Source organism: Calothrix sp. CBUCES-K 9914, from assembly GCF_059640475.1.
The window spans coordinates 1-26,992 of record NZ_JBXXZH010000120.1 but is presented as its reverse complement, the minus strand read 5'-3'; the positions used below and the strand labels follow the sequence as shown (position 1 = coordinate 26,992).

Below are 26,992 nucleotides of genomic sequence, written 5' to 3'. Positions count from 1 at the left end.
ACACACTGCCTGTGGCGCCAGCAGCCAGATGCAAAAAGTATTCTAGAGTTAGGTTGCGGTCAGGGGAAGCACGCTATTCTTTTAGCTCATGATGGATACCATATTCACGGTGTAGATTTGAGTCAAGAGATGCTGCAAAAAGCTGATTATCATCTCTCGTTACTTAATGATGATTTAGCTTCTCGACTGAAATTCTCGCGAGGAGATATTCGTCAAGTTCGACTTAATCAGACTTTTGATGTTATTCTTTCGCTGTTTCATGTAATTAGTTACCAAACAACGAACGAAGACTTGTTAGCAGCTTTTACCACTGTTAAAAAACACTTAAATCCAGGTGGAATTTTTATCTTTGACGTATGGTACGGACCCACTGTATTAAATGAACGTCCTGCAACTAGAGTTAAACGTATAGAAGATGAAACAATCCAGGTAACACGAATTGCGGAACCAGTAATCTATCCAAACGATAATCTCGTAGACGTTAACTACCAAGTATTTATTAAAGATAAAACCAGTCAAGCTGTTGAAGAGTTACAAGAAACCCATAAAATGCGTTATCTATTTAAACCAGAGATCGAATTTTTATGTGGTTCCAATCAGCTAGTACCGATAAAAAGCTCCGAATGGATGACAGACAATCCACCAGGTTTAAACACTTGGGGCGTTTACTTTATTGTGCAAAACTTGTAACCTTCATGCACCTGTAGAAACAAGCCTTTATAATTACACACGCGCGTATGATTCATCCGGATAGATTTATACAATTTACATAATCTTAATAAAACTTGCTCAATTTTCTCTAGCCAAACAAATCGCTTTACGCTTGCTGACATCAGTATTAAGTGCATATTCTGGCTGCTGATAACCTCAAATATACTCATTAAAGATATCGAGTAGTTGCCAAATTGCCGAAAAGTTATGGCAGAATCGTCTGAGCAGGACTGTGCTAGGTTACATATAGATTTTTCTGTAACCTTGATCAATTGTGATTATTACTGCTAGGCTATGTGTGGCAATCGTTTTGTATAGTGTATTTTTAGTTACTAATTACTTTACTTAGGTGTAGTTGTACTTATATGACTAAATATATTCGATAAGCGTAAATTTTAACTGACCGAACTGGATTTTGACTTTGTTCTATATTATGTCGTCTGGATTGCAATTACAAAAACTAATGAATTTGATTATCAATGGGTAATTATCCTGACAGCGTAAATACGGAAGCGAAGTAGGTAGTAGATAATAAATTGAATCAGTTAAGCGTAGTATATTTGTCATGATTGATACAATAAATGAGTAAGTAGATGAGCAACAAAGAACTGATTATTGAGGCGGGGCGAACTGAAAGCCAGTATTGGCGAGACCTGTGGAAATACAGGGAGCTATTCTACTTTCTGGCATGGCGTGACATCCTGGTACGCTATAAGCAAACTGTGATTGGTATGGCATGGGCGTTGATTCGACCATTTTTGACAATGGTGGTGTTTACGTTTGTATTTGGAAGTCTGGCGAAGTTGCCCGCTGAAGGTACGGCGCCTTACCCAATTATGGTGTTTGCGGCACTGCTACCTTGGCAATTTTTCTCTGGCGCCTTAACTGAATGCAGTAACAGTCTAGTTGCCAACGCTAACCTACTTTCTAAAGTTTACTTTCCGCGTTTGATTGTCCCCACTAGTGCAGTCATAGTTAGTTTTGTAGACTTTTTAATATCTGGCATGATTCTGCTGGGGTTAATGGCTTACTATAACTTTGTTCCTGATTGGCGGATTCTGACGCTGCCACTATTTATATTGATAGCTTTTGCGGCATCAATGGGCACCGGGTTGTGGTTAGCAGCGCTGACTGTAGAATATCGAGATTTTCGTTATGTAGTACCCTTTTTCGTACAGTTTGGGCTGTACATATCTCCTGTAGGGTTTAGTAGCAAAATAGTTGCAGAGCGTTATTCAGAGCAGGTGAGGCTGTTGTATTCACTCAACCCAATGGTAGGAGTCATTGATGGGTTTCGCTGGGCAATATTAGGTGGTGAATCACAAATATATATGCCTGGGTTTCTTCTATCACTAAGTCTTGTGGTTCTTTCGTTAATAAGTGGGATTTGGTACTTCCGCAAAATGGAGCGTACATTTGCTGACGTGATTTAATTTAGGGTTTTAGATTTTTGATTGTAAGTCGGTAGTTAGAATAGGAGCGCAACAGATGTCAAATTCTGTCATCCGAGTTGAGAATTTAAGTAAGAAGTATATCTTAGGGCATAAAGAAGAAAGCTACAAGACATTTCGCGGCGCCATGACGGGCGCGACAAAATCACTCCTGAATATTATAAACCCGCGTGCGAAAAAAGAATCAAATCAGATTCTTGGTGAATTTTGGGCACTTCGGGATTTATCCTTTGAGATTAAGCAAGGCGATAGAGTCGGTGTTATTGGACGAAATGGTGCCGGAAAATCAACATTATTAAAAGTTCTTAGTAGAATTACGGAACCAACAAGCGGTTCTATCCGAATTAGGGGGCGAGTAGCTAGTTTATTAGAAGTAGGAACTGGTTTTCATCCAGAGTTGACAGGTAGAGAGAATATTTTTCTCAACGGCGCAATCTTAGGGATGAGTAAAGCAGAAATTCAAAGAAAATTTGATGAAATTGTAGCTTTTGCAGAAGTCAAAAAGTTTTTAGATACACCTGTAAAGCGCTATTCATCTGGTATGTACGTGCGTTTAGCATTTTCTGTTGCAGCGCATTTGGAACCAGAGATATTGATTGTTGACGAGGTGTTAGCTGTAGGGGATGCTCAATTTCAAAAAAAATGTTTAGGAAAAATGGAGGATGTAGGTAAAGAAGGAAGAACTGTAATTTTTGTAAGTCATCAAATGGCAGCAGTTGAAAAACTTTGTAATAGTGGTATTGTTTTGAGCAAAGGAAAACTTCAATATATTGGAGGTAAAACAGGTGCTATTGCTCAGTATTTAACTGCATATTCCGAAACTTTAACGTCTCTCAATCAACGTGAAGACAGACATGGTTCCGGTGAGATTAAAATTATAGCTATTGAAATTAAAGACGAAGATGGTAATGTTTTAGATGTTGTTACATCTGGTCAAAATATAGATATTTATATGTATTTTGAAGCACAACCAAATGTTAGCTATTCAAGAGTGATTGCTAGCATTATGGTTAAAACTCAACTAGATATACCTGTATTTCTTCAGCATAACCGTCTTACTCAAGATGATTTTGGTAATATACCTCAGAAAGGTGCTTTTATTTGCAGAATTAATCGACTGACTTTACCTGAATCAACTTTTCAACTTAGCTACTCTTTAATTAGAGATGGTGCATACTTGGATAGTATTGACAATGCCATTGATCTGACGGTAACTAATGGTGATTTTTATGGTTCAGGAGAAGTTCCACCTATTTCACATGGCGTTTGTTTAGTTGACGCAAAATGGCGCCTAGAAACTAGTATACCATTATCAGTACAGTAAAACTAAAACTATGATTCAAGAAAAATTGTGGATGTTAAAGTATGCCAAGAGTACTTTTTCTCCGATTAAGCAAGCACTGTCAGCATTTCAAGATTTAGCAGCATGGCAAAGATTTTGGGATACCTATTATAGCTACAAAAAAATGGCATTGTCAAATCAACAGCCTCTAATAGAAAATTTATACCCTTGTCTTGGAGATGACACAGCAGAAACGTTAATAGAGCCAATTTATTTTTATCAAGATAACTGGGCTTTTGAAAAAATCGTTAACGCTCTTCCTTCACAACACATTGATGTTGGCTCTCAACATAAATTTGTTGGATTTCTCTCGAAAGTTGTTCCTGTTACAATGGTAGATATTCGTCCTTTATCATTACCATTAAATACACTAACCTTTAAACAAGGATCTATTTTAGAACTACCTTTTGCTGATGCGAGTTTAGAGTCTTTATCAAGTCTTTGTGTTGTTGAGCATATAGGTTTAGGGCGTTATGGAGACCCACTCGATCCAAATGGAACAGAAAAAGCAATTGCAGAACTAAAACGTGTTATTAAATCTGGTGGAAACTTATATATTTCGGTGCCACTAGATGATGAAAATCGTACTTACTTTAATGCTCATAGAGCTTTCACAGAAGAATATATTCTTGGTTTGTTTGAATCTTTTACTGTAGTAGAGTCTAAGTATATTTACGGCAATGATTTTGGAGATAAACTGAAAAGTGGTTTTGGCGTTGGTTGCTATCATTTTAAAAGAAAATAGTAATTGCTTGTAATTATATATTATTAGCAAAGAAGCAAGGTAAAAGCATGATAAAAATTTTTCCAGAAATAGATTTCCGAGCAAAGTGCCCGAATGATGGAGTTGATTTAGAAATAACAAATGTAATCATTCCAGGAATGCGGTGTCTTGCTGATGCTACTTGTCCTAAATGCGGTACTCATTATTATGTTGATTTACCTGTTGGTCAAGCGCTTTGGTCTCCAGTTACTCTTAACCAATCAACAGCACAGATTTATGACCTTTCAGACATGAAGTGGTTTAGCAATCCGCTTAAGGAAGGTTTTTTAAATCCTGTTGAATCTGAAGTTGTACCAACTGTTCACAAGTTCTTTGATTCTGACCGAATTATTATTGTTAATTGTCTAGATTTTCTCTACGGGCATTCTCTACTTAAATTACTGAATGTGCAACTTTATTTAGATAATTCACCAGAGCTAGGTTGCTGCGTATTAGTGCCAACCCAGCTGATGCATCTTGTACCAGAGGGAGTTGCTGAAATTTGGGAGTTTCCTTTACCAATTAAGCAAGGTTTAAAATGGTATCCTTCCTTACAACGTTGGATTAATGAACAATTAACTAAACGTAAGGAATGTTATCTGAGTCCTGCCTATTCTCATCCCAGCAATAAAATTTATGACTTACATCGTTTTGTGCGGGACTTACCCGATATCTCGGAAGTAACAGATCAACATCAGCCTATTATCTTATTTAACTATCGCGAAGATCGACTTTGGGGTCGCACGCTTACTCACCAGCTGCGGAATCTACAAAAACTTTATAACCAACTCAGCACAATTTTTCCTGACATGGCTTTCGTGCTAGTGGGGTTTGGGCTGCAAAATCAAATCAAAACTAATGGTGCCAAGCTTATTGACTTAAGGGCAAATAAGTTTGACTTAGAACAAGATCGTCTTTGGATGGCTTATATGAGAGCATCTGATTGTGTAATTGGCGTGCATGGCTCTAATATGCTGTTGCCCTCTGGGTTAGCTAAATCTACAGTCGAGTTACTTCCTCGCCAGAGGTTAGGTAACATATTCCAAGATATTCTCTTTCCTCACGATTTATCCGATATTCGTGATGCTTTGTTAAAATATCGATTCATATATGGTAATGACAGTTTAGACGATATACAGGCAACTACAATTACTGATGTAGTAGTTAGTATTTTAGTTGACAATGATTGTAGTTCATTATGGTTCAAACTTGGTGAAAGTGAAACTAATTCGTTTACACCTTTAGCACTTGTAGCTTCTACAGCAGCCTCTAAACATCTGTCAGATAATCAACCTAAAACTTTTGCAAAAAAAGCGAAAAGAAAAGCAGAAACATTGCTTCGAGAAACATTGCATCAGTTAGATACACAATTTTAGACTCAGTATGCAGTGCAACGTAAGCTAAAAATCACTAATTTAATCGAAAAACCTAATTATATATTAAAATTATGTCATTTTCAACTCCTATAGGTTTTTTTATCTTTAATCGTCCCGACCTGACTGAGCAGGTATTTACGGCTATTGCTCAAGCCAAGCCTAAAAAGTTATTTGTTGTTGCTGACGGACCTCGTTTTCCTGAAGAAGTAGAAAAGTGTAAACAAACCAGAGCAATTATTAATAAAGTAGACTGGGATTGTAAAGTAACTACTAACTTTTCAGATACTAATCTTGGATGTGGGCGCCGTATATCAAGCGGAATTAGCTGGGTTTTTTCTCAAGTTGAGGAAGCTATTATTCTTGAAGACGATACATTACCGACTGCTTCTTTTTTTAGCTTTTGTGAAGCGATGCTAGAACGTTATCGTTATGATGAACGCATTATGCATATCAATGGTGATAACTCTGCTAATCAAGATAGAACAAGTGACAGTTACTACATTTCAAAGTACCCTCATATATGGGGTTGGGCTTCTTGGCGAAGAGCTTGGCAGTATTATGATTACGATATGAAAACTTGGCCGGATTTTAAGCAAGCAGGCCTACTTGAGCAAGTTTGTGAAGATCTATACGAGCAAAAATATTGGACTGCTATCTTTGAGAAAATGTATCAAGACCCTCAAGTAATAAATACTTGGGACTATCAATGGAGTTACGCTTGCTGGTCTCAGGGAGGATTAGCGATTGCACCAAACAAAAATATGGTTTCTAACCTTGGTTTTAATCGTTCTGATTCTGCTCATACAGTAGGTGACGACCCACTTTCTCGATTGCCAATAACAGACATTTGGGAAATTAAACATTCTTCATTTTTTGTTAGACATAGAGAAGCAGATAACCACACTTTCAACTACGTTTTTGGAGGGCAAAAAATGCGAGAACAAGATAAACTGTTGGCAAAAGTTCGTCGGCGTTTGTCTCCAATCAAGAAAGCGCTTTCATTTGTTAAAACAAGGGTGTAAATTAAATGACTAGAACTAAAAAGGTTCTTTATGAATGTTCTACATATTAATCAATCTGACGCGAGCGGTGGAGCAGCAATAGCAGGGTATCGGCTACATCAAGCTTTGTTGGATAACGCAATTAAATCTCGTTTACTTGTAGGTGAAATTAAAACAGATAGTAATTTAGTTGCAAGTGTTAACCGTTATCGTAAAATAGAGAATCAGCTTGAGCGTATTAATCGACAGCTTGGGCTTAACTATATCCATTTATTCTCTACTAACAAGATTATCCAACATCAGTTCTACCAAGATGCGGATATTCTGAATTTTCATAATTTGCACACTGGCTATTTTAATTATTTAGCGATTCCAGCTTTAACGACACGTAAACCTGCTGTTTTTACTCTCCATGATATGTGGAGTTTTACTGGTCACTGTGCCTACAGCTATGACTGCGCGCGTTGGCAAAGTGGTTGCGGCAAATGCCCTTATCTGGATACTTATCCTGCTGTTATTAGAGATAGTACTCGCATTGAGTGGAAGCTTAAAAACTGGGTATACAGCCAATCTAATCTTACTATTGTGACGCCTAGCCATTGGCTGACCAAGCAAGCCCAGAAAAGTATGCTCAACCGCTTTCCTATACATTATATTCCTAATGGTATTGATACGGAAGCCTATCAACCCCTAGATTCGGAGAAATGCCGCTACTTATTAAATATTCCCAATGATAAAAAAGTATTACTGTTTGCAGCAGACAGTTTAAAAGAAATCCGTAAGGGTGGTGACTTACTGCTTAAAGCATTACAAACTTTACCTGCTTCTTGGAAAGCTGAACTTGTTTTACTGACTTTTGGTTTCGGTAGTGAAACTATATATCAACAGTTAGGAATTAAAACTATAAATCTCGGTTACATTAGTAGTGATCGCTTAAAATCAATTGCCTACTCTGCGGCAGATTTGTTTATTTTTCCTACCCGTGCTGATAACCTTCCTTTAGTACTACAAGAAAGCATGGCGTGTGGTACTCCAATGGTTTCTTTCAAAATAGGTGGTGTTCCAGACTTAGTACGTCCAAATGTTACTGGTTATTTAGCTGCACCTGAAGATACCAACGATTTAGTGAATGGGATTATCCAGCTATTAGAAGATGAGCCATTGCGCCAGCGTATGAGCCACAATTGTCGTGAGATAGCGCTTGCAGAATACCCGTTAGAATTACAAGCTAAACGTTATATAGAGCTTTATCACCAGATATTACAAGCTTAAAACTTCTTAGGTATTATTATCTTATATACAATTTATTATGATTAGTATAATTACACCAGTGTATAACGGAGAAAAATTTATAGCAAATTGTATTAAGGTTGTCATTGATCAAAACTGTAATGATATCGAACACATTATATTAGATGGAGGTTCTAAAGACAGTACTGTTGAGATTATTAAACATTATGCAGAAAATTATCCGCATATCCGATGGATATCGGAAAAAGATAATGGTCAATCGGATGCGATGAATAAAGGTATCTCTATGGCAAAAGGTGAAGTTTTAGGAATTTTAAATGCAGATGATTACTATGAACCTAATGTTTTAAATCGCGTTGTACAAATATTTAAGGATTTACCTCAACCTAGTTTACTTGTTGGCAACTGTAATGTTTTGGATGATAATCAAAATTTATTGTTTATTAATCGACCTAAAAAGCTAAAGCTACTTGATTTACTATTAGGAGACGAGGCAAATCCATTTCCAATTAATCCTGCTGCTTATTTTTACCATACCTCGCTACATGAAAAAGCGGGTCTTTACAAAGTAGAAGAACATTATGGAATGGATTTAGACTTTTTACTTAGAGGTGTGCAAGTAGCGAATTTAAAATATATTGATGAAACTCTAGGCAATTTTCGTTTTATTGAAGGAAGTAAAACATTTAGTTCCACATTAGATAATGAAATTACTAGTCGCAAAAAAAATATTTTGAATCATTATCGTCAAAAGCTTCCGTTATTTCAGCAGTGGTATGTATTAATTGGATACAACCTTTATGAGATGAAAAGGAAATTAAAGAAATTAAAAATCTCTTTATCTAAGGTAATTTAATAAATTTACTTATAGATTTATGAAAACTATGAGCGAGGTTTATTATGGTAGGAGTTAGTATTGTAATTTGTTGCTATAACAGCGCTCAACGTTTACCGCCAACATTAGCACATCTGGCAGCGCAAAAAATTACATCGGAACTTGCTTGGGAAGTGATTATTGTAGATAACGCTTCTACAGATAACACCGCAGAAGTAGCTCGAACATCTTGGTCTTCTGAACTTTCTGCTCCACTGCGGATAGTACATGAAGCCCAACAAGGACTTAGTTTCGCGCGCATTCGAGGTTTTGTTGAAGCAAAGTATGACTTAATTAGCTTCGTCGATGATGATAACTGGGTTTGTCCTGATTGGATGCAAACTGTAGCCGAAATTATGTCTCAGCACCATCATGTTGGCGCCTGTGGAGGATGTAGTAAAGCTGTATCAGATGTTGCTCTTCCTTGGTGGTTTGAGAGTCATCAGCATACCTACGCTGTTGGTGAGCAAACTAATGAAGTGGGAGATATTACTCACACGCGCGGTTTTTTGTGGGGAGCAGGTATAACCATTCGTAAAGAAGCTTGGCAGCAATTACTCGATAGAGGATTTCAACCTATCCTTACTGGACGTAAAGGTGCAGCACTCACTGCTGGTGAAGATTATGAACTTTGTTTGGCTCTGCGGTTATCAGGGTGGCACTTATGGTATGACCCGCGTCTACAGTTTAGCCACTTTATACCCGCTTCTCGCCTGCAATGGGACTATGTACGTCGTGTGAAACGTGGCTTTGGAGCTGGAAGTGTAGGACTTGACGCTTATGATTTTGCGCTCAAAAATCCTTCAGGAATCAAACAACATTTACAGCAGAGTTGGCTTTTACGGTTAACAATTTCTTTACTCAAATTACTAAGTTACTCTTATAAATTAATCTTATCACTTTTTAATACTTTTGAGGGCGATACTTCTATTCTTGAAATAGAAATTATTAAAGGTAGATTATCCGAACTATTTAGGGGTTATAAATTATATAATAATAACCTTCAAATACTTAAAAATGCATCGTGGCGCACATAATTTTGAACATTATGTAACATGAGGTTACTAAATAGTTTACTAAAAACTAAATTCAAAAACCAAAAAATGAATCAATACTCTCGATCTACAAATATAACTATAAACAACACTGCTACAGAGAAAAGCTTAACTATAATGCTATTTGACCTATCCATCTACGGTCATCACGCTAATTATATCAAACACTTAATTGAATATTGGCGCACGCAACAGTTAGCAGGAAGTTTAAAAATTGTTGTGTCACCTCAATTCATGGAAGTTCACTCAGATGTAGTTAAGCTATCTAATACAAACCAACAAAATAAACAGATAGAATTCATCCCAATTACCCAAGAAGAAGAAAACGCTCTAAAACCTAGAGACTCAGGTATCAGTCGCAACAGACGTTACTTCCAAGAGTGGGACTTATTATGCAAGTACGCGCGTTTCATACAAGCTACCCACTGTCTGATAATGTACTTCGATACCTGCTGCCTACCTATGGCTTTCGGCAAAACAGCTCCTTGTCCAGTTTCTGGTATCTACTTCAAACCGACATTCCACTATAGTACTTTTGCTGGTGACTCTCCCTCACTTAAAGAGCGATTACAACGACTTCGAGAGAAATTCATCCTCGCGCGTGTTTTGCACCATCCTCAGTTAAATACTCTACTTAGTCTCGACCCATTCGTTATAAAATACATTGACCAATACAAAACTAACGTACAAGCCTATCATTTAGCCGACCCAGTAGAGCAATTTAGAATTGAAAAACCACAGCCAGACTTAAAAACACGTATGGGAGTTGATATTGAGAGAAAAGTGTTTTTATTGTTTGGTTCTTTTGAAGCTCACCGTAAAGGAGTTTACCAAATATTAGAAGCTGTAAATATATTATCTGACTCTATTTGCGAGAAAATTTGTCTAATGTTTATTGGAAATGCAGATGCAACAGAAGTATCGCATATCAAAGCACAAGTTACAGCAACTTGTCAAGGAAAACCTATACAAATTATCACTCGCTTTGAGTATATTTCTGATTCAGATATTTCTAAATACTTCCAAGTAGCTGATATTGTACTTGCCCCTTATCAAAAACATATTGGGATGAGCGGTATTTTGCTATTGGCTGCTGCCGCTAAAAAACCAGTTCTTAGTTCAAATTATGGGTTGATGGGTGAAATGGTTCGACGTTATAAACTTGGTCTAGCTGTTGACTCAACAAACAAAGATCAACTGGCTTTATCTATTAATCAATGTTTACTAACACCTCCTGAAGTATTATGTGACCTTGAAAAAATAGAATCTTTCGCTCTTAGTAATTCTGCTCAAGAATTTGCTAAAAAAATATTTCAACATATCAACTAAATTTTCACTATTAAATTCTCTAGAGACTGATATTGCTATGAACAGCAACTTAATAATTGATGTCGGAATGCACAACGGTAATGATACTGCTTACTACTTACATTGTGGTTATAATGTTGTAGCAATTGAAGCTGACCCGACCTTAGTACAGCAAGCTCAAAATAGATTCAAAAAAGAAATTAAAGAAGGTCGGTTACAAATACTCAATGTTGGTGTAGCTGAGAAAGAAGAAGACACAGACTTCTATATTTGTGATAGCAATAGTGTTTGGAACACTTTTAATAAAGAAGATTGGATAAAACAAGGACGTGAAATTAATTATCGTACCATTAAAATACCTTGTAAAAAATTTGATTCTATATTAAATGACTACGGAGTTCCATTTTATCTCAAAATCGATATTGAAGGCAATGACCATCTTTGTATTAATGCATTAAAACTAGACAATTTACCTAAATACCTCTCAGTTGAAAGCGGAGGAACTTCTGTTTTAGACCAGTTATCTAATATGGGCTATACAAAATTCAAATGTATTAGCCAATTTAATTTTATTGCTATCGAATCACCATTAAATCAAGATGTAGAAAAATACCAACAGCTTTGTCAGCAAATTGAAAAAAGATGGTTATTATTTAAAATTGCGGCAAAATTTGGTATCAGAAAAATAATCTTTCCCAAAGTTTATCAAATGGAAACGAAGTTTAGGACAACCAATAAATGGGTTTTTCCAGAAGGAACTTCAGGCCCGTTTGCAGAAGATACCCCAGGAAAATGGATGAATCTTGAGGAAATGAAATCTGTTTATAACCACTACCTTGAGTTATTCCAAAAAGGTAAAGAAAGTATATTTTGGTTGAAGGATAGAGAATTTTCTTTCTGGACTGATTTTCATGCAAGAAGAGATTAATGATTAGGAATACATTTTTTATTCATACTTGATGCTTTATGAACAATATTCGTGTTGCGTGGGTTTTATCGATAGCATGGTACTACTGGCACCCTCTTCTTAGTAATTGCGTCAAGCTATTTCCTAATACAAAAGTATTTACTGCGCTTTTTCCTGCATTCGCTAAAGGGTTTGAAAATTCCTTTGATGTAGAAGTTGTGGGAGAACAGAAGTTTATCGAAACGAAGTCCAATACTTCTGGTTATGGTTCTGGTTTTACGATGCTTTCACCCAAAATCATCAATAAGTTGCTGGAATTCAAGCCAAACTTAGTATTTGCGGATTCGTTTCGCATTTGGACTCTCTTGGCACTGCTTCTCAAACCTATCGGTAGATGGCGAGTTATTTTATCTTACGAAGGCAGTTCACCAGGAGTTGATTATCGTAATTCAAAGCTTCGCATCTTCTTACGGCAAGCAATGGTCAAAGCTGCTGACGCTTGTGTTACTAACAGTCGCGCTGGCTATGCTTACCTTACTGAAATACTTGGCGCCTCCTCTGAACGTGTCTTCACAATACCTTACGAAGTCCCTGACGCTAAGTCTTTGCTAGGTAGTACCACTGATAAAATTGAAATTCCTTCTTACCAAAGGCCTATTTTTCTTTTTGTTGGACACCTAGTAACTAGAAAAGGGCTACACTTATTATTACAAGCGTGCCATCTACTTAAAGAACAAGGGTATTACAACTATACTTTACTTGTAGTTGGAGATGGAGAACAAAAGCAAGAGTCTTTTGAATTCATCCAAAACCATAATTTAGCTACGAACGTGCATTTGCTCGGAAGAATGGACTATAGCAGTTTAGGCGCCTACTTTCGTATGATTGATGCCTTTATTCTTCCGACTTTAGAGGATACATGGGGCATGGTAGTGCTGGAAGCAATGTTATTTGGGAAGCCTGTTCTATGTTCTAAATGGGCAGGCGCAGCAGAAATGATTACAGATGGTGAAAATGGTTACGTATTTGACCCAAATCACCCTGAAGAGCTAGCTAAATTAATGAGTTGGTTGATCGATAATCCGAATCAAATTCCTGCTATGGGAGAAAAATCAAAACATCTAATGTCCAAATATACCCCAGAAGCAGCCGCAGAATCTTTAGCCAAAGTTGTGGAAGTAGCATTCAAAGGTTAGGTAATTTATGTATCCCAATAAAGTCGCTATATTTATTCATGGTATCGAACCTGGTGTATTCTGCCGTATAGCAACGGCACTAATTCGTGGCTTCCAAGAAGTGGGTGTAAGTAATTGCGATTTAGTTGTGTTAAACGCAACTGAAGAAGAAAAAGCTTTATACCCAAATATAAACGTTGTTAGCTTAGACGTTAAAAAAGCAACTTATTCTATACCACCCCTAGTTCGCTATTTGCGCGAACACAAACCTGATGTCATTTTTCCGATGCCTTGGTACTTTAACGTTATCAGCATTTGGGCAAAGCATTTATCAGGTAGTCATACTAAAGTAGTTATGGGCGAACATAATATTATTAGCATGGAGGCTGGAATTGAACATCGGCAAGATTTAAGATTACGATACCTACCCCTAGTAATGCGTTACACCTACTCTTTTGGTAATGGCATAGTTGGCGTAGCTCAAGATGTTATCAAGGATTTATTAACAAAAGTTAAAGTCCCCGCTAAAGTTCCAATGCAGGTAATTCATAATCCAATTGATATTGAGCAAATACAACTTTTGTCTCAAGAACCTGCTACTCATCCTTGGTTCAAAAATTCTGACGTTCCGGTTATTCTTACTGCCGCGCGTTTAGCAAAGCAAAAACAACTTGATGTTCTAATTCGTGCTTTTGCTAATGTTGTCAAGGTTTTACCTGCCAGACTTTTAATTCTTGGTAAGGGACCATTGAAATCTGATTTAGAAAATTTATGTAAAGAGCTTGGGATAGAGGAATATGTTGCTTTCCCTGGCTATGCTGATAATCCCTACAGCTATATGGCAGCTTGTGATGCATTTGTTCTTGCTTCCGCATGGGAAGGTTGTCCAATGGTACTTGAAGAATCTTTTGCCTGTGGCGCCGCTGTAATTGTGAATGATGCTCCTGGTGGTTCCAAAGACGTTGTTGAAAATGGCAAATACGGAATTATGGTTCCAAATAAGGACGAACAAGCCCTTGCAGAAGCAATAATCAAAATTCTCTCACAGCCAGAATTAAAACTGCATTACCGCAAGCAAGCCCGCGTTCGTGCCCAAGATTTTCACTACTCAAAAATTAGTCAAAAGTATTTAGATTTTGCTTCTGTACTGACGGCATAAGATATTGGCTGAATATTGGCTGAGATGGTTCTAAGTTAAACAAGGAGTACTGAGATTTTAATTATGTTTCCAGTATATTTATTTACTTATTTGTAGCAGTATTGAATTGCGCTTCTATATAAAACGTGGGAGCTTAAACTTGAGGATGCAGGATAAGTAAAAAAATTATCTTATACGCAGCCTCATTGTCTTCAGTGAGGTGATGTTTTTATTTTTGTCCTCGTGTTTCCGCTCGGTTCCCGAAAACTATTGATGTAATTGTATAAAACATATCTAATTGTTACGTTTTTAAAATAAGCTATGAAGATTCTTCTATCTGCTTACTCGTGTGAACCTGGTAGAGGTTCTGAGCCTGGAGTCGGTTGGAACGTAGTACGGGAACTTGCTAAATATCATGAAGTTTGGGTACTAACTCGCCCTGACGAAAGCAAAGACGCGATAGAAGCTGAACTTGCACGTAATCCAGTTCCTAATATGCATTTTGTCTACTTCACTACACCTTTGTTAGCTCAGTTTTGGAAGCTAGGACAAAGCGGCGCCATGCAAATCCATTACTATTTTTGGCAAATGGCAGCATATTTCAAGGTTAAGGAATTACATCGTAAAATCGGCTTTGATATATCGCAGCACGTAACTTTTGTCAAGTACTCAAGCCCTAGCTTTTTGTCTTTGCTGCCAATTCCTTTTGTTTGGGGGCCAGTAGGTGGAGGAGAATCGGCTCCATTGGTATTCTGGAAAGATTTTAACTTCAGTAATAAAGTCTACGAAAGCCTGCGAATTTTGGTTCGATGGATAGGAGAAATTGATCCATTTACAGGGATTACAGCTAAACGAAGTGCTATTGCTTACGCCACAACAGAGGATACTGCTATTCGGTTAAGAAAGCTAGGGGCACCCAAAGTAGAAATATTACCGCAAATCGCACTGTCGAATGAAGAAATGGAATTTCTAGCTCAATGTCCGACTCCATCTCAAAAACCGCTTAAATTTATTAGTATAGGTAGATTGTTGCATTGGAAAGGTTTTCATCTTGGTTTACGTGCTTTTGCAGCCGCGAATATACCTGATGCTGAATACTGGATTATTGGAGATGGTGCAGAAAGAAAGCGGTTGGAAGCGCTTGCAAATAACCTGGGTATTAGTCATAAAGTCAAATTTTGGGGTTGGTTATCCCGAAACGAAACCTTAGAAAAACTAAGCGAATGTTCCACTCTTGTACATCCTAGTTTGCATGAATCAGGAGGCGGAGTTTGTGCTGAAGCAATGGCTGCGGGACGTTCTGTAATTTGTTTAGATTTGGGAGGACCAGCACAGCAAGTTACGGATGAAACAGGTTTCAAAATACCCGCTCACACCATTGAGCAGACTGTATCTGATATGGCTGCGGCAATGGTGAAAATTTCTGTTGATGACAAACTGCGGCTAAGAATGGGACAAGCGGCACAATCTCGTGCGCGAGAACAGTATAGTTGGGAAGCAAAAGGCAAGTTATTAGCGCAGTTATACGAAAAGCTTGGTAAACGTGAATACTCTGTTAAGGAGTTTTAAGCAATGAAAATTCTTAAAGTACACAATTACTATCAAGTCCGAGGTGGTGAAGACGAGTGTACTGAAGCTGAGACACGCCTTGTACAAGAGATGGGGCATACAGTAGATAGCTACGTCGCTAATAACGATCGTATTGCGAGTATGGGCGCCGTCCCTATGGCACTTTCAACAGTTTGGTCTAACTCAGCTTACAAAACTCTCAAAAGCTACTTTAGCCAAAAAACCTACGATGTGATGCACGTAGACAATTTTTTTCCTTTGATGTCCCCCTCAATATATTATGCAGCTAAAGATGCTGGTGTACCTGTGGTACAAACATTGCATAACTATCGTTTGTTATGTCCAAATGCTCTATTTTTTCGTGAAGGTAAAATTTGTGAAGATTGCCTAGGTCAATTTATTCCTTGGTCAGGAGTTAAACACGGTTGTTACCGCAATAGTATTCCTGCTAGCGGCGCCGTTGCATCAATGCTCACTATTCATCGTGCGATGAAAACTTGGGATAATGTGGTAGATGTTTACATTGCCCTAACTGAATTTGCCAAGAAAAAGTTTATTGAAGGGGGACTGCCGGAATCAAAAATTGTGGTTAAACCTCATTTTATTTCCCCAGACCCAGGTGTTGGTAATGGACAAGGTGGATATGCCTTATATGTTGGAAGACTTTCGCAAGAAAAAGGGTTAGATACACTACTTGCCGCTTGGGAAAATCTTGCAGGTAAAATTCCGCTTAAAATAATAGGTGATGGACAACTGTCAGATTGGGTAGTGGAAGTTGCCAAGAAAAACCAGAGCATTGAATTGCTAGGACGCAAACCTTTAAAAGAAGTTTATGATTTAATCGGGGAAGCAAAAGTACTAATTTTCCCTTCCAAGTGGTACGAAACCTTTGGACGAGTAGCAATAGAAGCGTTTGCAAAAGGAACTCCAGTAGTCGCAGCGAATATAGGCGCCATTGCAGAATTAGTTTCACCAGGTCGGACAGGTTTACATTTTCGACCAGGGGATGCAGAAGATTTAACCCAAAAGATGGAATGGGTGTTATCCCATCCTGTGCAAGTTGCTCAAATGCGTCACTGTGCAAGGGCAGAATTTGAAGCAAAATACACACCAGAAAATAATTATCAGCAATTAATACAAATTTACGCTCAAACTCAATCGAAAGTAGCGTTACCAAATATAAGGAATATAAACAATGCTTTTAACTAACAAGCTGTATCAAGTAATTCCGGGAATGATTGCATCTCTACCTATGGGTAGGGCGACTGCAACAAATATTTTTTGTAGCTTACGTGCGTCAGCTTCGCGTTGGGATCCCTGGCTTTTGAAAGATGATGATGTATATCGATTGTATTATTTAGTCGGTGCAAAAAAAACTAACCCATTTTGGAAAGAAGGCGCAATCTATGGCGCCGTTTCTACTGATATGAAGGAATGGAAAGATCTAGGAGCCGTGCTTCTGCCAGACGCTAATAGTGCATGGGAATCTGGTAGAATGCTTGCGGGTTCTACGTATAAAGAAGATGGCGTATATTACCTTTTTTATTCGGCAGCAGGAAAAGACGGGTTAGCAATAGTTCATGAAGAAATCAGTTTAGCAACATCTGTAGATGGTGTACACTGGCAACGCTATTCACCTGAAAAGCTGTTTATAAATTTAGATGAACGTAACCTTTGGTATGGCAACCATTTAGACGTTAATTTTTTTTGGCGTGACCCGTACATTGTTAAAGATTTTGAAACGAACAAGTACTACATGTTTATTTGTGCGTATTTGAATGAAATTGAGCCAAATGGGTTTGGTGGTTGTATTGGTTTAGCTGTCGCGGACTCTCTTGCTGGTCCCTATCGAATATTACCTCCTGTAGTGGCGCCATCTACTGGTGAAACAAAGAAATGGATTTATCATCACTTGGAGCGACCACAGGTTATTTACAATAATGGCAAATACCATTTATTTTTCTCGTGTTGGCTTAATATGATGAATCTAGAATGGATAAATAGGGTAGGTAAAAGTAAGCTCTCTGATTCAACATTGTATTGGTACGTGGCTGATAATATTACTGGCCCTTACAAACCTGTAAGTGATATACCTGTTGTGAAAGGTAGCGAAAAAACTAGAATGTATGGAACAAATTTTTTCCCCAGCCCTGACTCTAATGAATTATTTGCATACGGCTGGGATTATGCAATGCGTGATTTAACTATTTTACCATTTAAGTTTCACGTAAATTTTAGTAATAGTTACATCGAAATTAAAAGATGAATGTAGAACTAATACCTCCAAAAACTAAAAAAGACTATGTTAGTAGTTCGAGTCTTTTATTAATTGCATTTGCTACAGTTTTTTTTCCTCGTATCCTCCAAACATTTGGGGCGCCACCTGCAATCAATTTTCTTCATTTTCTTGCAGTTCCACTTGCTTGTGGAATTGCAATTTTTAATACAAGAACTAAAAATCGCCGTCAAATTAATACATCAAAAAAAATTTTGTTTGCATTAGTTCTATTTTTGGCAATAGGTTTGTCTAGTGCGCTGCTAAATAGTGCAGGATTTATCAATGTAGTTCTAAGTTTCTTATTATGGACTGAACCTTTTCTGATTCTACTGGCATTAGTCAGTATACCATTATCGCATAAAAGCTTCGGTCAATTCCGTGCTTGGATGGTAGGTTTTAACATCTTTCATCTTTTACTTGCCTTATTTCAACGATTCGTATTGAATTATCAATTATTAGGAGGAGAAGAAGATAATATTCAAGGAGTGTTTTATCGTTCTGGCTCTGGACATGTTGTTGGTTCTTCAGTTTCAATGAGCTTCTGTTTTTATTACTTTGTTAGCGCAACTCATCGTCCGCTTTGGCTACGCTTACTACTAGTTTTTGCTAGTTTTCTTCAGATGATAGTATCCGATACAAAACAAGTAATATTCACATTTGTTTTAGCTTTTGCAATTTTGATTCTTGTTAAAGTCACTGATGTTTCTAAAACAATACTTTACATAATTAGCTTTGTGCTTTTTATCATGGCATTTGATTGGGCTATCAACAATTTAGAAGCTTTTGAAGCGTATAAAACTTGGATGCGACCTGATATATATGGCTCAGACGGTGAAGCAACAAAGCTAAAATTTTTAGGATTCCGTCTTATTACTTCTCATTTTCATTCTTCTCTAAATTGGTGGCTGGGTCTTGGACCAGGACATACAATTGACAGATTAGGGGGTTGGATGCTCCGAGATTATAGTAGTTTGCTAACACCATTAGGCGCAACTAGAACCAGGATTGGTGATGAAACTTGGTTATATACATCACAAAGTTGGCTTGGTGATAAAAGCAGCTTTTTCTCCACTTTCTGGGGTTGGCAGGGAATGTGGGGAGATTTAGGGTTTTTGGGACTAGGCGCCTACATATATATTTGTTCAATTGTATGGCGGCATTTATGCGTTACCGACTTTTCTAAAATGTTATTAATTACAACTTGGATTCATGGTTTTATCTTTACCCAGATGCAAGAGCCTGCTTATATGCTTTTAGTATATAGTCTAATTGGAATGCAATGGCACGAAAAGAATTCTAAATCGGCACATAATCATTGATTTAATCGACGAACAAATTTTGAGCAAATAGGGAAGAGTTTCGTTTGAACAGGCATACTAAAAAACCTCACCCCCTCCCCTCTTATGTAAAGACAAGGGAAAGGGGTGAGGTTTTTTATGTTACTTCAAATACTGCTGGTAAACATTGAGAGTTTTTTGGGCTACATAATCCCAATTCCATTTCTCAGCTAATTTCAGATTATATTGCCCCATATCTGGAAGAATATCTTGCTTTTCAACAGCTTCCTTCATCGCATACAATAAGCCATTGTCTTGTGTTGGGTTGTAGAGGAATGCTCCATTTTCATCAAGTAAATCACTAAAGTAGCCTGAGTTGGGAGCAATACAGGCTTTTCCAAATGACATTGCTAAAAGGCTAACTCCCGAAGTCGTAAAAATTTTGTACGGAACTATTACGCAATCACTGGCATTCATGTAAACTTGAATTTCCGCATCCGGTACTTGTTGAGGCACAAATAAGATGTTGTCATAACCTTGTATTTTTTCACGAATGACATTTTCAATTCCTGACTCAGCAGGATAACCAGCAACTATCAGAAATAAATTTTCTTGATTTAGTTTCTTAAAGTTGTCAATCGCTTCCAAAAAACCTTTTGATCGGTAAATATTGCCGAAAAGTAAAAAAGTTAACTGTTCATCTTTTATAGCTAGCTTTTTCCGAGCTAAATCACGACTAATAAAGTTTGGGTATGAACCAATGTAATTGCCGTGTTCTACAACATAAACTTGCTTTAAAACTTCATAACCAAAAGCTTTTTGCAATTGCGTTTTTGTGGTTTCACAGTGAACGATTAATGCATCAAGCAATTTACTGAGTTTCGGCAAGAATTTTAACGGAATGCTTTGTTTTCCCTTCTCAATTTTATCTTCCCACTCGTGTACTGTAAAAACTATTTTAGTTCCAAGTAGTTTCAGGATTAAAATTTGGCTCTCGAATATGAAAAACTTTAATGGGCGCCAAATTTCATCTCGAAATAACAAAAAATTGCTAGACTCTATTTTTCCCAGGAAAAAGTAGTGTAGTTTGTGGAGATGCAAAATATGAGGTGAGCCATTTTTGAGGACTTGTGGCAGAAAGATAATTCCTTGATGGTTGGCATCATATTCAACGTCAACACCTATTTTGATTAGGTGATCAATCAGTAATTTATTATAGGGATTTTTCCCTAAATTAGATAGCATAAAAACTTTCATATTTCTGATTTCATCTGCTACTTGAATAATCTTGATGTCTGAAGCTATAATTCAACTACTACTTCTTCATAAATACCTGACTTAACGATACGACCTCCTTGAAGTAGATAGATTTGATCGCAATGTTGAACTGTTGAAAGTCGATGAGCAATAATAATAATAGTTTTTGTTCCAGATAACGCTCGAATTGATTCACTAACAAGATTTTCAGTTTCGTTGTCTAACGCTGATGTCGCTTCATCAAGCACTAAAATTTCTCGCTCGTGGTAAAGTGCCCTTGCAATGCCTATCCTTTGACGTTGACCACCAGAAAGACGCACACCACGTTCACCAACAGATGTTTTTAAACCTTCAGGCAGTTGCTTTATAAGTTCTTCCAGTTGAGCTGTTTGAATAGCTTTATTCAAACGTTCAGCGTTAATCAGATTATCTGGAATACCGAAAGCAATATTCCGTTCGATGGTGTCATCCATCAAAAAAATAGATTGTGGAATATAACCGAGTAAATTTTGCCATAAACGGGTATCTTCATAGATTGAAACACCATCAACAAAGATATCACCTTTTTTAAGCTCTAAAAGACCCAAAATCACATCTACCAAGGTAGTTTTTCCAGCCCCAGATTTACCAATGAACGCAATAGACTGACCCTTCTTGATAGTTAAAGAAATATTTGATATTGCAGTAGATTTTGCATTTGGGTAAGTATAAGTAGCATCGAGTAATTCAATTTGATTCTTGAACTTCATTGCTGGCTGCTCAAGCAAGCTAGAATTTGATTTGCCATGCTGCTTGTTACTTAGCAAGAAATTAAGCCGCTGATAGCTATTGTTTTGTTTAATTTGCTTCAAATCCGAGTAAATAATGTCAACTGAGTGAGTAGCGCTTTGAATATGACCAACTGCTGCAATTGCTTGGCTAGCTGCTGGTATTAGACGTATTGAAGCTACAGCAAAAACGCTTAAAGTTGGAAAAAGCGTTTCTAGTCCTCCATTAGAAAAATTTTGAGACACAGTTACAAGAGCAACCAGAAATAAAACAAGAATTGTTTCAATTGAAATTCGTGGGATAATCAAAGAGTATTGGAATAAAGATTCTGCATTTTCATATTTGTATCCTTGTTCATCCATTTGTCTCTCAAAGTAGTCTTGACACCCAATTATTCGTGTTTCTTTTATTCCTCCTAAACTGTGATTAATAATTTTAACCATATCATTGCGAGCTTCTGATGCTTCTTTACCCCATTTACTAAATTTCTTTCTAAGTTTATAAAATAATAGGAAAACAGGTAAAATAACTCCTGATGCGATGGCTAGAAAAGCTAAATCAGTCTTAGCAAGTAAAAATATCAGTACAATTACAACAATAAAGTTGGCGCCACCGTCGAGTAATGGAAGCATGTAAGCATAACAAATTTTATCTGTCTCAATGACAATATTTTTAATAATTTTTCCAGTATTGTTACTAAGGAAAAATGTATAAGGAACTGTCAGGTACGCTGTGATTAATTTTGAGCATAGCTTACCTTTTTGTCTAAAGCTAAATCTATAAATATATGATTTAACTAAGAAATATGCTAATGCTTTAACGCAAAAAACAATTGCTACTCCTACTCCCACCACAGAAATGAATTGTTGGCTAGTCTGCATTCCTAATAGTGTGTAAGCCCAGTTTAAAACAGCAGAACTTTTAATTGATTCTGGTTGAGATGCTAAGTTGAGAAATGGACCAATCAGCCCGATACCTACAGCTTCTAAGACAGAGGCAATAATTGATGATAACAATAATAATACAAGATGACGTTTTGCATTTCCGAGAATGTACAAAAATTTCGGAAGAGAACTTAACATTTAACTAAAATCCCCATGATTAAAAACATTTGAATTTTTATATACATCTGATTTCATAATATTCAATGGAATGATTTCTTTAGATTTTTGGAAGATTTTGGGAGTTCTTGAGAGATGTAGCGAAAAGTGTGTCGTTAGCACTTAATAATTTTATATACATTGAAAAGATTTGCTTTCTGGAAGAAACACAAATCTTTTCACTCTTAACCAGGTTTCTAGAGACCCGGTTTTTATACCTAGTAGGCACCCGTCTTTTGAAAAACAACTTGTACAGTTTTCAAAAGAATTTGCATATCTAGCCAAAAAGACCAATTCTCAATGTAATTCAGGTCTAATTTTACCACATGTTCAAAGTCATCAATATCAGAACGACCGGAAACTTGCCACATTCCGGTCATTCCAGGCAGAACTTCTTGCCGGATAAAGTATTTGGTTTTGAATTTCTCTACGTCTCGCATTGGCAGAGGACGAGGACCAACAAGACTCATTTCTCCAAGTATGACGTTGAAAAGCTGTGGTAACTCGTCTAAGCTGTAGCGTCGTAAGAATTTACCTACTTTTGTAATCCGAGGGTCATCTTTGACTTTAAATAAGACACCATCCTTGTTTTCATTCTTGGATTCTAAGGCTGCTTGCATTTTGTCGGCATTTGTAACCATTGTTCGGAACTTCCAAATTTTAAAGCTGCGACAATGTAAACCAATCCGATTTTGCTTGAAAAAGACTGGGCCTGGAGAATCTAACTTGATTAGCAAGGCAATTAATAGATATATAGGCGAAATTAGGATTACCAAAATAACTGCGAAGCAAATGTCAAAACACCGCTTGACCCAGAAATCACTACCCGTAACAATTGGCGCCGGAATCATGTGACTAGGGACTTGACCGATAGCAGAAAAAATTGAGTTGCGTGGGAGAGCGTCTTTCTGCTTGGGTAGTATTCGGATAGTAATACCCGCTGTTTGAAAATGCCAGCATATATATAGGCGATTTTTGATGGCATCCCAAGAGACAAAAGCTTCTACTATCCCCATTTTTTGTAGGGCGCTAAAAGTCATCTCTCTGTTACACCTATCTAAGCAGCTAGGGTCAGTGACTCCCTGTATAGAATAAGCATTTTCTTTTTCTATGAGCTTAACGTTAGCCTCTTTATCTTCTATATCAGTAATCAGAAAAACAGGATGCCGAGCAATTCCTTTTCTACGTACTAATCTAGTGCCGATATCAAATGCAAGACGAGTCGTGCAAACAGAGACTATGGATAAGATGCAAAACAAGAGAAAAGTTGAACGCGAGACATAGCGATTCGGTTCGTATAGAAAAGCAATCAGTAGAAGTAATAGCTCTGAGAAAAAAGCTGCTTTGATTAAGCCAAAATAATTACGGCGCCTAACTCCTGCTTGATATTGTCCTGTTACTGCAAAAATGCTGATGCCAATTATGAGACTCAGAGCTATAAAAGATTTATCTTGTGTCCAAGGAGAGTTCAGTGGAGTTCCGTAGTATACAGCTAAACTCCATGCTGAAAAAAGGGATGTGGCATCAAGAAACATCAGAATAGAGACTCGAATCAATCTTATTGCTAATCCCTTCTGTATGTTTGTGCCTTTAGCAGACCTTAAATCTGCTTTGAAATTTTCTACTGGTATATATTTAGAACCCATGATCATTTCACTTGTTGAGCTTTCAATCATAAAACCCTCTTGTTTTATATTTAACGCTTAGGAGCATTATCAAATGCTTTTGCTAAAGCATTCCACGCTAACTTTGGTTGTAGATTTGAATCGAATGGTAAAGGTCTTACTGGCGCCTTATCTGGGCGAGGGTTAAACTGTGAAACCCAAGAATATCGGTCACTTAATCCCCAAGTTAGTACAGCGATTACTGCTTTTTCATCTAATATTACTGAAAGATAATCTTGATAATGACTGGCAACTGCAATATCCCTAATTTTTGTATCTATTGGTAACTTTTGATCGATTACATCTAATTCAGTAATCATAATTTTTAATCCTAAACTTGCTACGTCGCTAAGAAAAGTTCGTAACTTCTTAGGATTTATTGGGGTGCCATCAGTTAATATATGAGACTCCATGCCAAGAGCATGAATTGGTGTTCCTTTAGACTTCAAGCGTTCTAGTAGTTTTAGAACCGCAGTTCTTCTTGCTTCATGTTCGGGGGTGTCGTACTTCAGTCCTGCTTCGTTAAAAACTAGCAAAGCTTTAGGGTCTGACTGGGCGGCAACTCGAAAAGCTAGCTCAATATAATCTGAACCTAAAAAATCTAGCCAAGGTGAGTTTGCCAAGCCGCCTGGTTTACCGTGTTTTGGGTCGATTGCTTCATTAACCACATCCCAAGAATGTATTTGTCCACTGTAATGTTTTGTGACAGTTGTAATATGTTCTGTCAGAAACTTTTCGGCATTTCGACTATTAACGGTTTTTTGAAACCACTCAGGCATAAATTGGTTCCAAACCAAATTATGTCCCCGAAACAGCATTTTATTATCACGCACGAACTTAGCTAACCAATCACCCTTAGAAAAATTAAAACTCGATTCAGTTGGGCGTAAAGGATACCACTTTAGTTCGTTTTCTGGAACAAGGATACCACACTCCTGTATAAAAAGTGAGTTGAAGCTTGCATCTGACGATAGTGCTTGGTAATTGCTTGCTGCTCCATAAATCAAACCTTTACTAGCTGCACGATTTTTGAGAGGAGTTTGCTCACTTACATTAAAATCTTGCGCGGTTCTCTTCGATTGAGTGTTAAAAACTAGAGTTCCTTGACGCGAGTAAATTTTATGAGCTAGTATAGCTGCTCCCATACTCGATACAGATGCTAAACCTAAGCGAAAAACATGGCGCCTAGTGAGCCTCAAATTGTTAAACATTAGACTTATCCTAAATATATGATACTTAGATGGTAAAATAATAAAGCTTATGCAAAGCTTATATAAATTTATGTTTAGTGTTGTTTATTATCATTAACTAAACTATCTGATATAGTGGTTGTAATACATCTACCTAGACTCTGATTTTTGTGTCAGCAAGTTTGTAGAAAGATATATTAAGCTAGAATCAATAAATGCACCTGTAAGTCTTGCCAGTCAAGACTTACAACCAATTAGTCCAATATTTATTTGTTTAAACCGAACTATTGCAGTCTACTACTTCAGAGAAATGATGAAGTTTTGATATCTTCATAGTTCAAGTCATTGGAATTAACGAACGTGATTTTATCTGCTAACTTATATATATTTTCCCGGTGATTCATAGTTTTAATGTGTCGGCATAATACAGCAATTGGGTTAATGCCGGATAACATTATCCAAAACATCCAAAAAATTAATTTGAATGTAGTCAGTAACGACGGTCGAGATACCCACTGATGAAATACAACACGAATTTCATCTAAGTTGCCGTGATACTCTTCTATAATTGGTAGATCATGGAACATTGCTGAATTAATCCCATGAATCCCGCTTACCATGTGTTTTCCAATTTTAATCCTGTCTAGATAGGAGACTTCTAGATGATGTAAATCATGGTATGTAATTAAATAACCTCTTATCTTCATATATTCGTCACGCACCTTAACAAGGTCTGCTGTATTACTGCCAAGTTTTTTTCCAAGCCATTTAAGCACAGACTGAAATGGGGGAGACTTTAACATAAAATACTTAGTTATAACATTAAGAAACTCAACATGAAAGCGAGCAACCTGCAAGTTTGCTAGTTTGGTGAGAGGCGATACCCACACCCTACTCCTAAACTTACCGCAATGCTGCTCGGTTAAAAGGAAAAAGACTTTACTCTTTCTCCTTAACCGACAAGTATTGTAGGTTAGTATTAGGATAAATTTAGCTTTTCATGTTTAGCTTTTCTTAAAAAAACCGGAATAGCATGGTTTATGCACTCCGGCCAGTTAAGATAACTATAAAGCATCTATTACTTATAACTAAGCCAAAATTTACCTTCGGATTAATTTTTTCCTTAGAGTAAACATACCTAATGTCGAGACATCTGTAAGAAAACGCTGAAGTATACGATTGTCTATTTTAGGGTCTACTTGACGCGCGAAGCTGTAGACGTTACGAGTTTTATTAACAACCATACCGGGTTTGGTGACTGCTAATCTCAAAACAGAATTAACCCAGCGATTAGCCATATTATAATAAGCTTTTTCTAGCAGAGTTTTTGAGATGCGGTTGTCTTGAGAGATAAAGGATAGTACTCGGTATTCTTCATCGATATGCAAGCCAACTTTTTGACTATTGCTTCTGACAGTTCCAGGGTGGGTTCTAAAATAGTTCAAAGGTTCGGCAACGAATGCCACATCTGACACCAATAATAATTTTACCCATAACATCCAATCAGCTACTAGTCTTAACTGTTCGTCAAATCTAC

The 26,992-nt window shown here is 37.1% G+C and carries 22 protein-coding genes and 1 pseudogene; 17 read left to right on the top strand and 6 right to left on the bottom strand.

All coding sequences use genetic code 11. The features are described 5' to 3' along the window. The 17 genes from AC2JBO_RS24540 to AC2JBO_RS24460 all read left to right on the top strand — a co-directional run. The coding region (locus tag AC2JBO_RS24540) for a class I SAM-dependent DNA methyltransferase (protein WP_496956249.1) at positions 1-690 on the top strand (690 nt) is incomplete at its 5' end. A 614-nt stretch (positions 691-1,304) separates the two neighbouring features. After that, positions 1,305-2,144: an ABC transporter permease gene (locus tag AC2JBO_RS24535; protein ID WP_496956248.1), complete on the top strand. Its 840-nt coding sequence runs from the start codon at positions 1,305-1,307 to the stop codon at positions 2,142-2,144. Positions 2,145-2,199: 55 nt separating this feature from the next. Next, positions 2,200-3,486 carry an ABC transporter ATP-binding protein gene (locus tag AC2JBO_RS24530; protein ID WP_496956247.1) on the top strand — a complete coding sequence of 429 codons (1,287 nt, stop codon included), beginning with the start codon at positions 2,200-2,202 and terminating at the stop codon, positions 3,484-3,486. Positions 3,487-3,496: 10 nt separating this feature from the next. After that, positions 3,497-4,249, top strand: coding sequence for a DUF268 domain-containing protein (locus AC2JBO_RS24525; RefSeq protein WP_496956246.1), 753 nt, complete (start codon positions 3,497-3,499; stop codon positions 4,247-4,249). 47 nt (positions 4,250-4,296) lie between these two features. Continuing rightward, entirely contained in the window at positions 4,297-5,643 is a 1,347-nt protein-coding gene (locus AC2JBO_RS24520; RefSeq protein ID WP_496956245.1) for a hypothetical protein, read from the top strand. A 71-nt stretch (positions 5,644-5,714) separates the two neighbouring features. Next, entirely contained in the window at positions 5,715-6,665 is a 951-nt protein-coding gene (locus AC2JBO_RS24515; RefSeq protein ID WP_496956244.1) for a glycosyltransferase family 2 protein, read from the top strand. Between the two features lie 30 nt (positions 6,666-6,695). Next, positions 6,696-7,916 (top strand): glycosyltransferase family 4 protein, encoded by a 1,221-nt coding sequence (locus AC2JBO_RS24510; protein WP_496956243.1) that lies wholly within the window; start codon positions 6,696-6,698, stop codon positions 7,914-7,916. Positions 7,917-7,953: 37 nt separating this feature from the next. Further along, positions 7,954-8,751 carry a glycosyltransferase family 2 protein gene (locus tag AC2JBO_RS24505; protein ID WP_496956242.1) on the top strand — a complete coding sequence of 266 codons (798 nt, stop codon included), beginning with the start codon at positions 7,954-7,956 and terminating at the stop codon, positions 8,749-8,751. Between the two features lie 44 nt (positions 8,752-8,795). Beyond that, entirely contained in the window at positions 8,796-9,806 is a 1,011-nt protein-coding gene (locus tag AC2JBO_RS24500) for a glycosyltransferase (protein ID WP_496956241.1), read from the top strand. A gap of 66 nt (positions 9,807-9,872) precedes the next feature. After that, on the top strand, positions 9,873-11,153 hold the full coding sequence (locus AC2JBO_RS24495) for a glycosyltransferase (protein ID WP_496956240.1): 1,281 nt from the start codon (positions 9,873-9,875) through the stop codon (positions 11,151-11,153). A 37-nt stretch (positions 11,154-11,190) separates the two neighbouring features. Further along, on the top strand, positions 11,191-12,060 hold the full coding sequence (locus AC2JBO_RS24490) for an FkbM family methyltransferase (RefSeq protein WP_496956239.1): 870 nt from the start codon (positions 11,191-11,193) through the stop codon (positions 12,058-12,060). A gap of 38 nt (positions 12,061-12,098) precedes the next feature. Then, positions 12,099-13,235: a glycosyltransferase family 4 protein gene (locus AC2JBO_RS24485; RefSeq protein WP_496956238.1), complete on the top strand. Its 1,137-nt coding sequence runs from the start codon at positions 12,099-12,101 to the stop codon at positions 13,233-13,235. Positions 13,236-13,242: 7 nt separating this feature from the next. Further along, positions 13,243-14,373 carry a glycosyltransferase gene (locus AC2JBO_RS24480; protein WP_496956237.1) on the top strand — a complete coding sequence of 377 codons (1,131 nt, stop codon included), beginning with the start codon at positions 13,243-13,245 and terminating at the stop codon, positions 14,371-14,373. A 300-nt stretch (positions 14,374-14,673) separates the two neighbouring features. Next, positions 14,674-15,921, top strand: coding sequence for a glycosyltransferase family 4 protein (locus AC2JBO_RS24475; protein WP_496956236.1), 1,248 nt, complete (start codon positions 14,674-14,676; stop codon positions 15,919-15,921). A gap of 3 nt (positions 15,922-15,924) precedes the next feature. After that, positions 15,925-17,130, top strand: coding sequence for a glycosyltransferase (locus AC2JBO_RS24470; protein ID WP_496956235.1), 1,206 nt, complete (start codon positions 15,925-15,927; stop codon positions 17,128-17,130). Continuing rightward, positions 17,117-18,187 (top strand): glycoside hydrolase family 68 protein, encoded by a 1,071-nt coding sequence (locus tag AC2JBO_RS24465; protein WP_496956234.1) that lies wholly within the window; start codon positions 17,117-17,119, stop codon positions 18,185-18,187. Before AC2JBO_RS24470 ends, AC2JBO_RS24465 begins: the two co-directional genes overlap by 14 nt. Then, on the top strand, positions 18,184-19,518 hold the full coding sequence (locus tag AC2JBO_RS24460; RefSeq protein ID WP_496956233.1) for a hypothetical protein: 1,335 nt from the start codon (positions 18,184-18,186) through the stop codon (positions 19,516-19,518). Before AC2JBO_RS24465 ends, AC2JBO_RS24460 begins: the two co-directional genes overlap by 4 nt. A gap of 120 nt (positions 19,519-19,638) precedes the next feature. Here the strand turns inward: AC2JBO_RS24460 and AC2JBO_RS24455 are convergent, their stop codons facing one another. The 6 genes and pseudogenes from AC2JBO_RS24455 to AC2JBO_RS24430 form a co-directional block, all read right to left on the bottom strand. Then, the gene (locus AC2JBO_RS24455; protein ID WP_496956232.1) at positions 19,639-20,721 is read right to left on the bottom strand and encodes a glycosyltransferase family 4 protein; all 1,083 of its coding nucleotides are present in this window, start codon (positions 20,719-20,721) and stop codon (positions 19,639-19,641) included. A gap of 56 nt (positions 20,722-20,777) precedes the next feature. Beyond that, positions 20,778-22,583, bottom strand: a complete 1,806-nt coding sequence (locus tag AC2JBO_RS24450) for an ABC transporter ATP-binding protein (RefSeq protein WP_496956231.1) — start codon at positions 22,581-22,583, stop codon at positions 20,778-20,780. Positions 22,584-22,819: 236 nt separating this feature from the next. Beyond that, on the bottom strand, positions 22,820-24,247 hold the full coding sequence (locus tag AC2JBO_RS24445) for a sugar transferase (protein WP_496956250.1): 1,428 nt from the start codon (positions 24,245-24,247) through the stop codon (positions 22,820-22,822). 50 nt (positions 24,248-24,297) lie between these two features. Further along, positions 24,298-25,476, bottom strand: a complete 1,179-nt coding sequence (locus tag AC2JBO_RS24440; RefSeq protein ID WP_496956230.1) for an endo-1,4-beta-xylanase — start codon at positions 25,474-25,476, stop codon at positions 24,298-24,300. A gap of 281 nt (positions 25,477-25,757) precedes the next feature. Continuing rightward, the gene (locus AC2JBO_RS24435; protein WP_496956229.1) at positions 25,758-26,258 is read right to left on the bottom strand and encodes a hypothetical protein; all 501 of its coding nucleotides are present in this window, start codon (positions 26,256-26,258) and stop codon (positions 25,758-25,760) included. A 297-nt stretch (positions 26,259-26,555) separates the two neighbouring features. Continuing rightward, a pseudogene (locus AC2JBO_RS24430) lies at positions 26,556-26,992 on the bottom strand (hypothetical protein); the annotation flags it as partial.

Coding starts and splice junctions, on each gene's coding strand:
- AC2JBO_RS24535 (WP_496956248.1), top strand. CDS start 1,305: ATGAGCAACAAAGAACTGATTATTGAGGCGGGGCGAACTGAAAGCCAG.
- AC2JBO_RS24530 (WP_496956247.1), top strand. CDS start 2,200: ATGTCAAATTCTGTCATCCGAGTTGAGAATTTAAGTAAGAAGTATATC.
- AC2JBO_RS24525 (WP_496956246.1), top strand. CDS start 3,497: ATGATTCAAGAAAAATTGTGGATGTTAAAGTATGCCAAGAGTACTTTT.
- AC2JBO_RS24520 (WP_496956245.1), top strand. CDS start 4,297: ATGATAAAAATTTTTCCAGAAATAGATTTCCGAGCAAAGTGCCCGAAT.
- AC2JBO_RS24515 (WP_496956244.1), top strand. CDS start 5,715: ATGTCATTTTCAACTCCTATAGGTTTTTTTATCTTTAATCGTCCCGAC.
- AC2JBO_RS24510 (WP_496956243.1), top strand. CDS start 6,696: ATGAATGTTCTACATATTAATCAATCTGACGCGAGCGGTGGAGCAGCA.
- AC2JBO_RS24505 (WP_496956242.1), top strand. CDS start 7,954: ATGATTAGTATAATTACACCAGTGTATAACGGAGAAAAATTTATAGCA.
- AC2JBO_RS24500 (WP_496956241.1), top strand. CDS start 8,796: ATGGTAGGAGTTAGTATTGTAATTTGTTGCTATAACAGCGCTCAACGT.
- AC2JBO_RS24495 (WP_496956240.1), top strand. CDS start 9,873: ATGAATCAATACTCTCGATCTACAAATATAACTATAAACAACACTGCT.
- AC2JBO_RS24490 (WP_496956239.1), top strand. CDS start 11,191: ATGAACAGCAACTTAATAATTGATGTCGGAATGCACAACGGTAATGAT.
- AC2JBO_RS24485 (WP_496956238.1), top strand. CDS start 12,099: ATGAACAATATTCGTGTTGCGTGGGTTTTATCGATAGCATGGTACTAC.
- AC2JBO_RS24480 (WP_496956237.1), top strand. CDS start 13,243: ATGTATCCCAATAAAGTCGCTATATTTATTCATGGTATCGAACCTGGT.
- AC2JBO_RS24475 (WP_496956236.1), top strand. CDS start 14,674: ATGAAGATTCTTCTATCTGCTTACTCGTGTGAACCTGGTAGAGGTTCT.
- AC2JBO_RS24470 (WP_496956235.1), top strand. CDS start 15,925: ATGAAAATTCTTAAAGTACACAATTACTATCAAGTCCGAGGTGGTGAA.
- AC2JBO_RS24465 (WP_496956234.1), top strand. CDS start 17,117: ATGCTTTTAACTAACAAGCTGTATCAAGTAATTCCGGGAATGATTGCA.
- AC2JBO_RS24460 (WP_496956233.1), top strand. CDS start 18,184: ATGAATGTAGAACTAATACCTCCAAAAACTAAAAAAGACTATGTTAGT.
- AC2JBO_RS24455 (WP_496956232.1), bottom strand. CDS start 20,721: ATGCTATCTAATTTAGGGAAAAATCCCTATAATAAATTACTGATTGAT.
- AC2JBO_RS24450 (WP_496956231.1), bottom strand. CDS start 22,583: ATGTTAAGTTCTCTTCCGAAATTTTTGTACATTCTCGGAAATGCAAAA.
- AC2JBO_RS24445 (WP_496956250.1), bottom strand. CDS start 24,247: ATGGGTTCTAAATATATACCAGTAGAAAATTTCAAAGCAGATTTAAGG.
- AC2JBO_RS24440 (WP_496956230.1), bottom strand. CDS start 25,476: ATGTTTAACAATTTGAGGCTCACTAGGCGCCATGTTTTTCGCTTAGGT.
- AC2JBO_RS24435 (WP_496956229.1), bottom strand. CDS start 26,258: ATGTTAAAGTCTCCCCCATTTCAGTCTGTGCTTAAATGGCTTGGAAAA.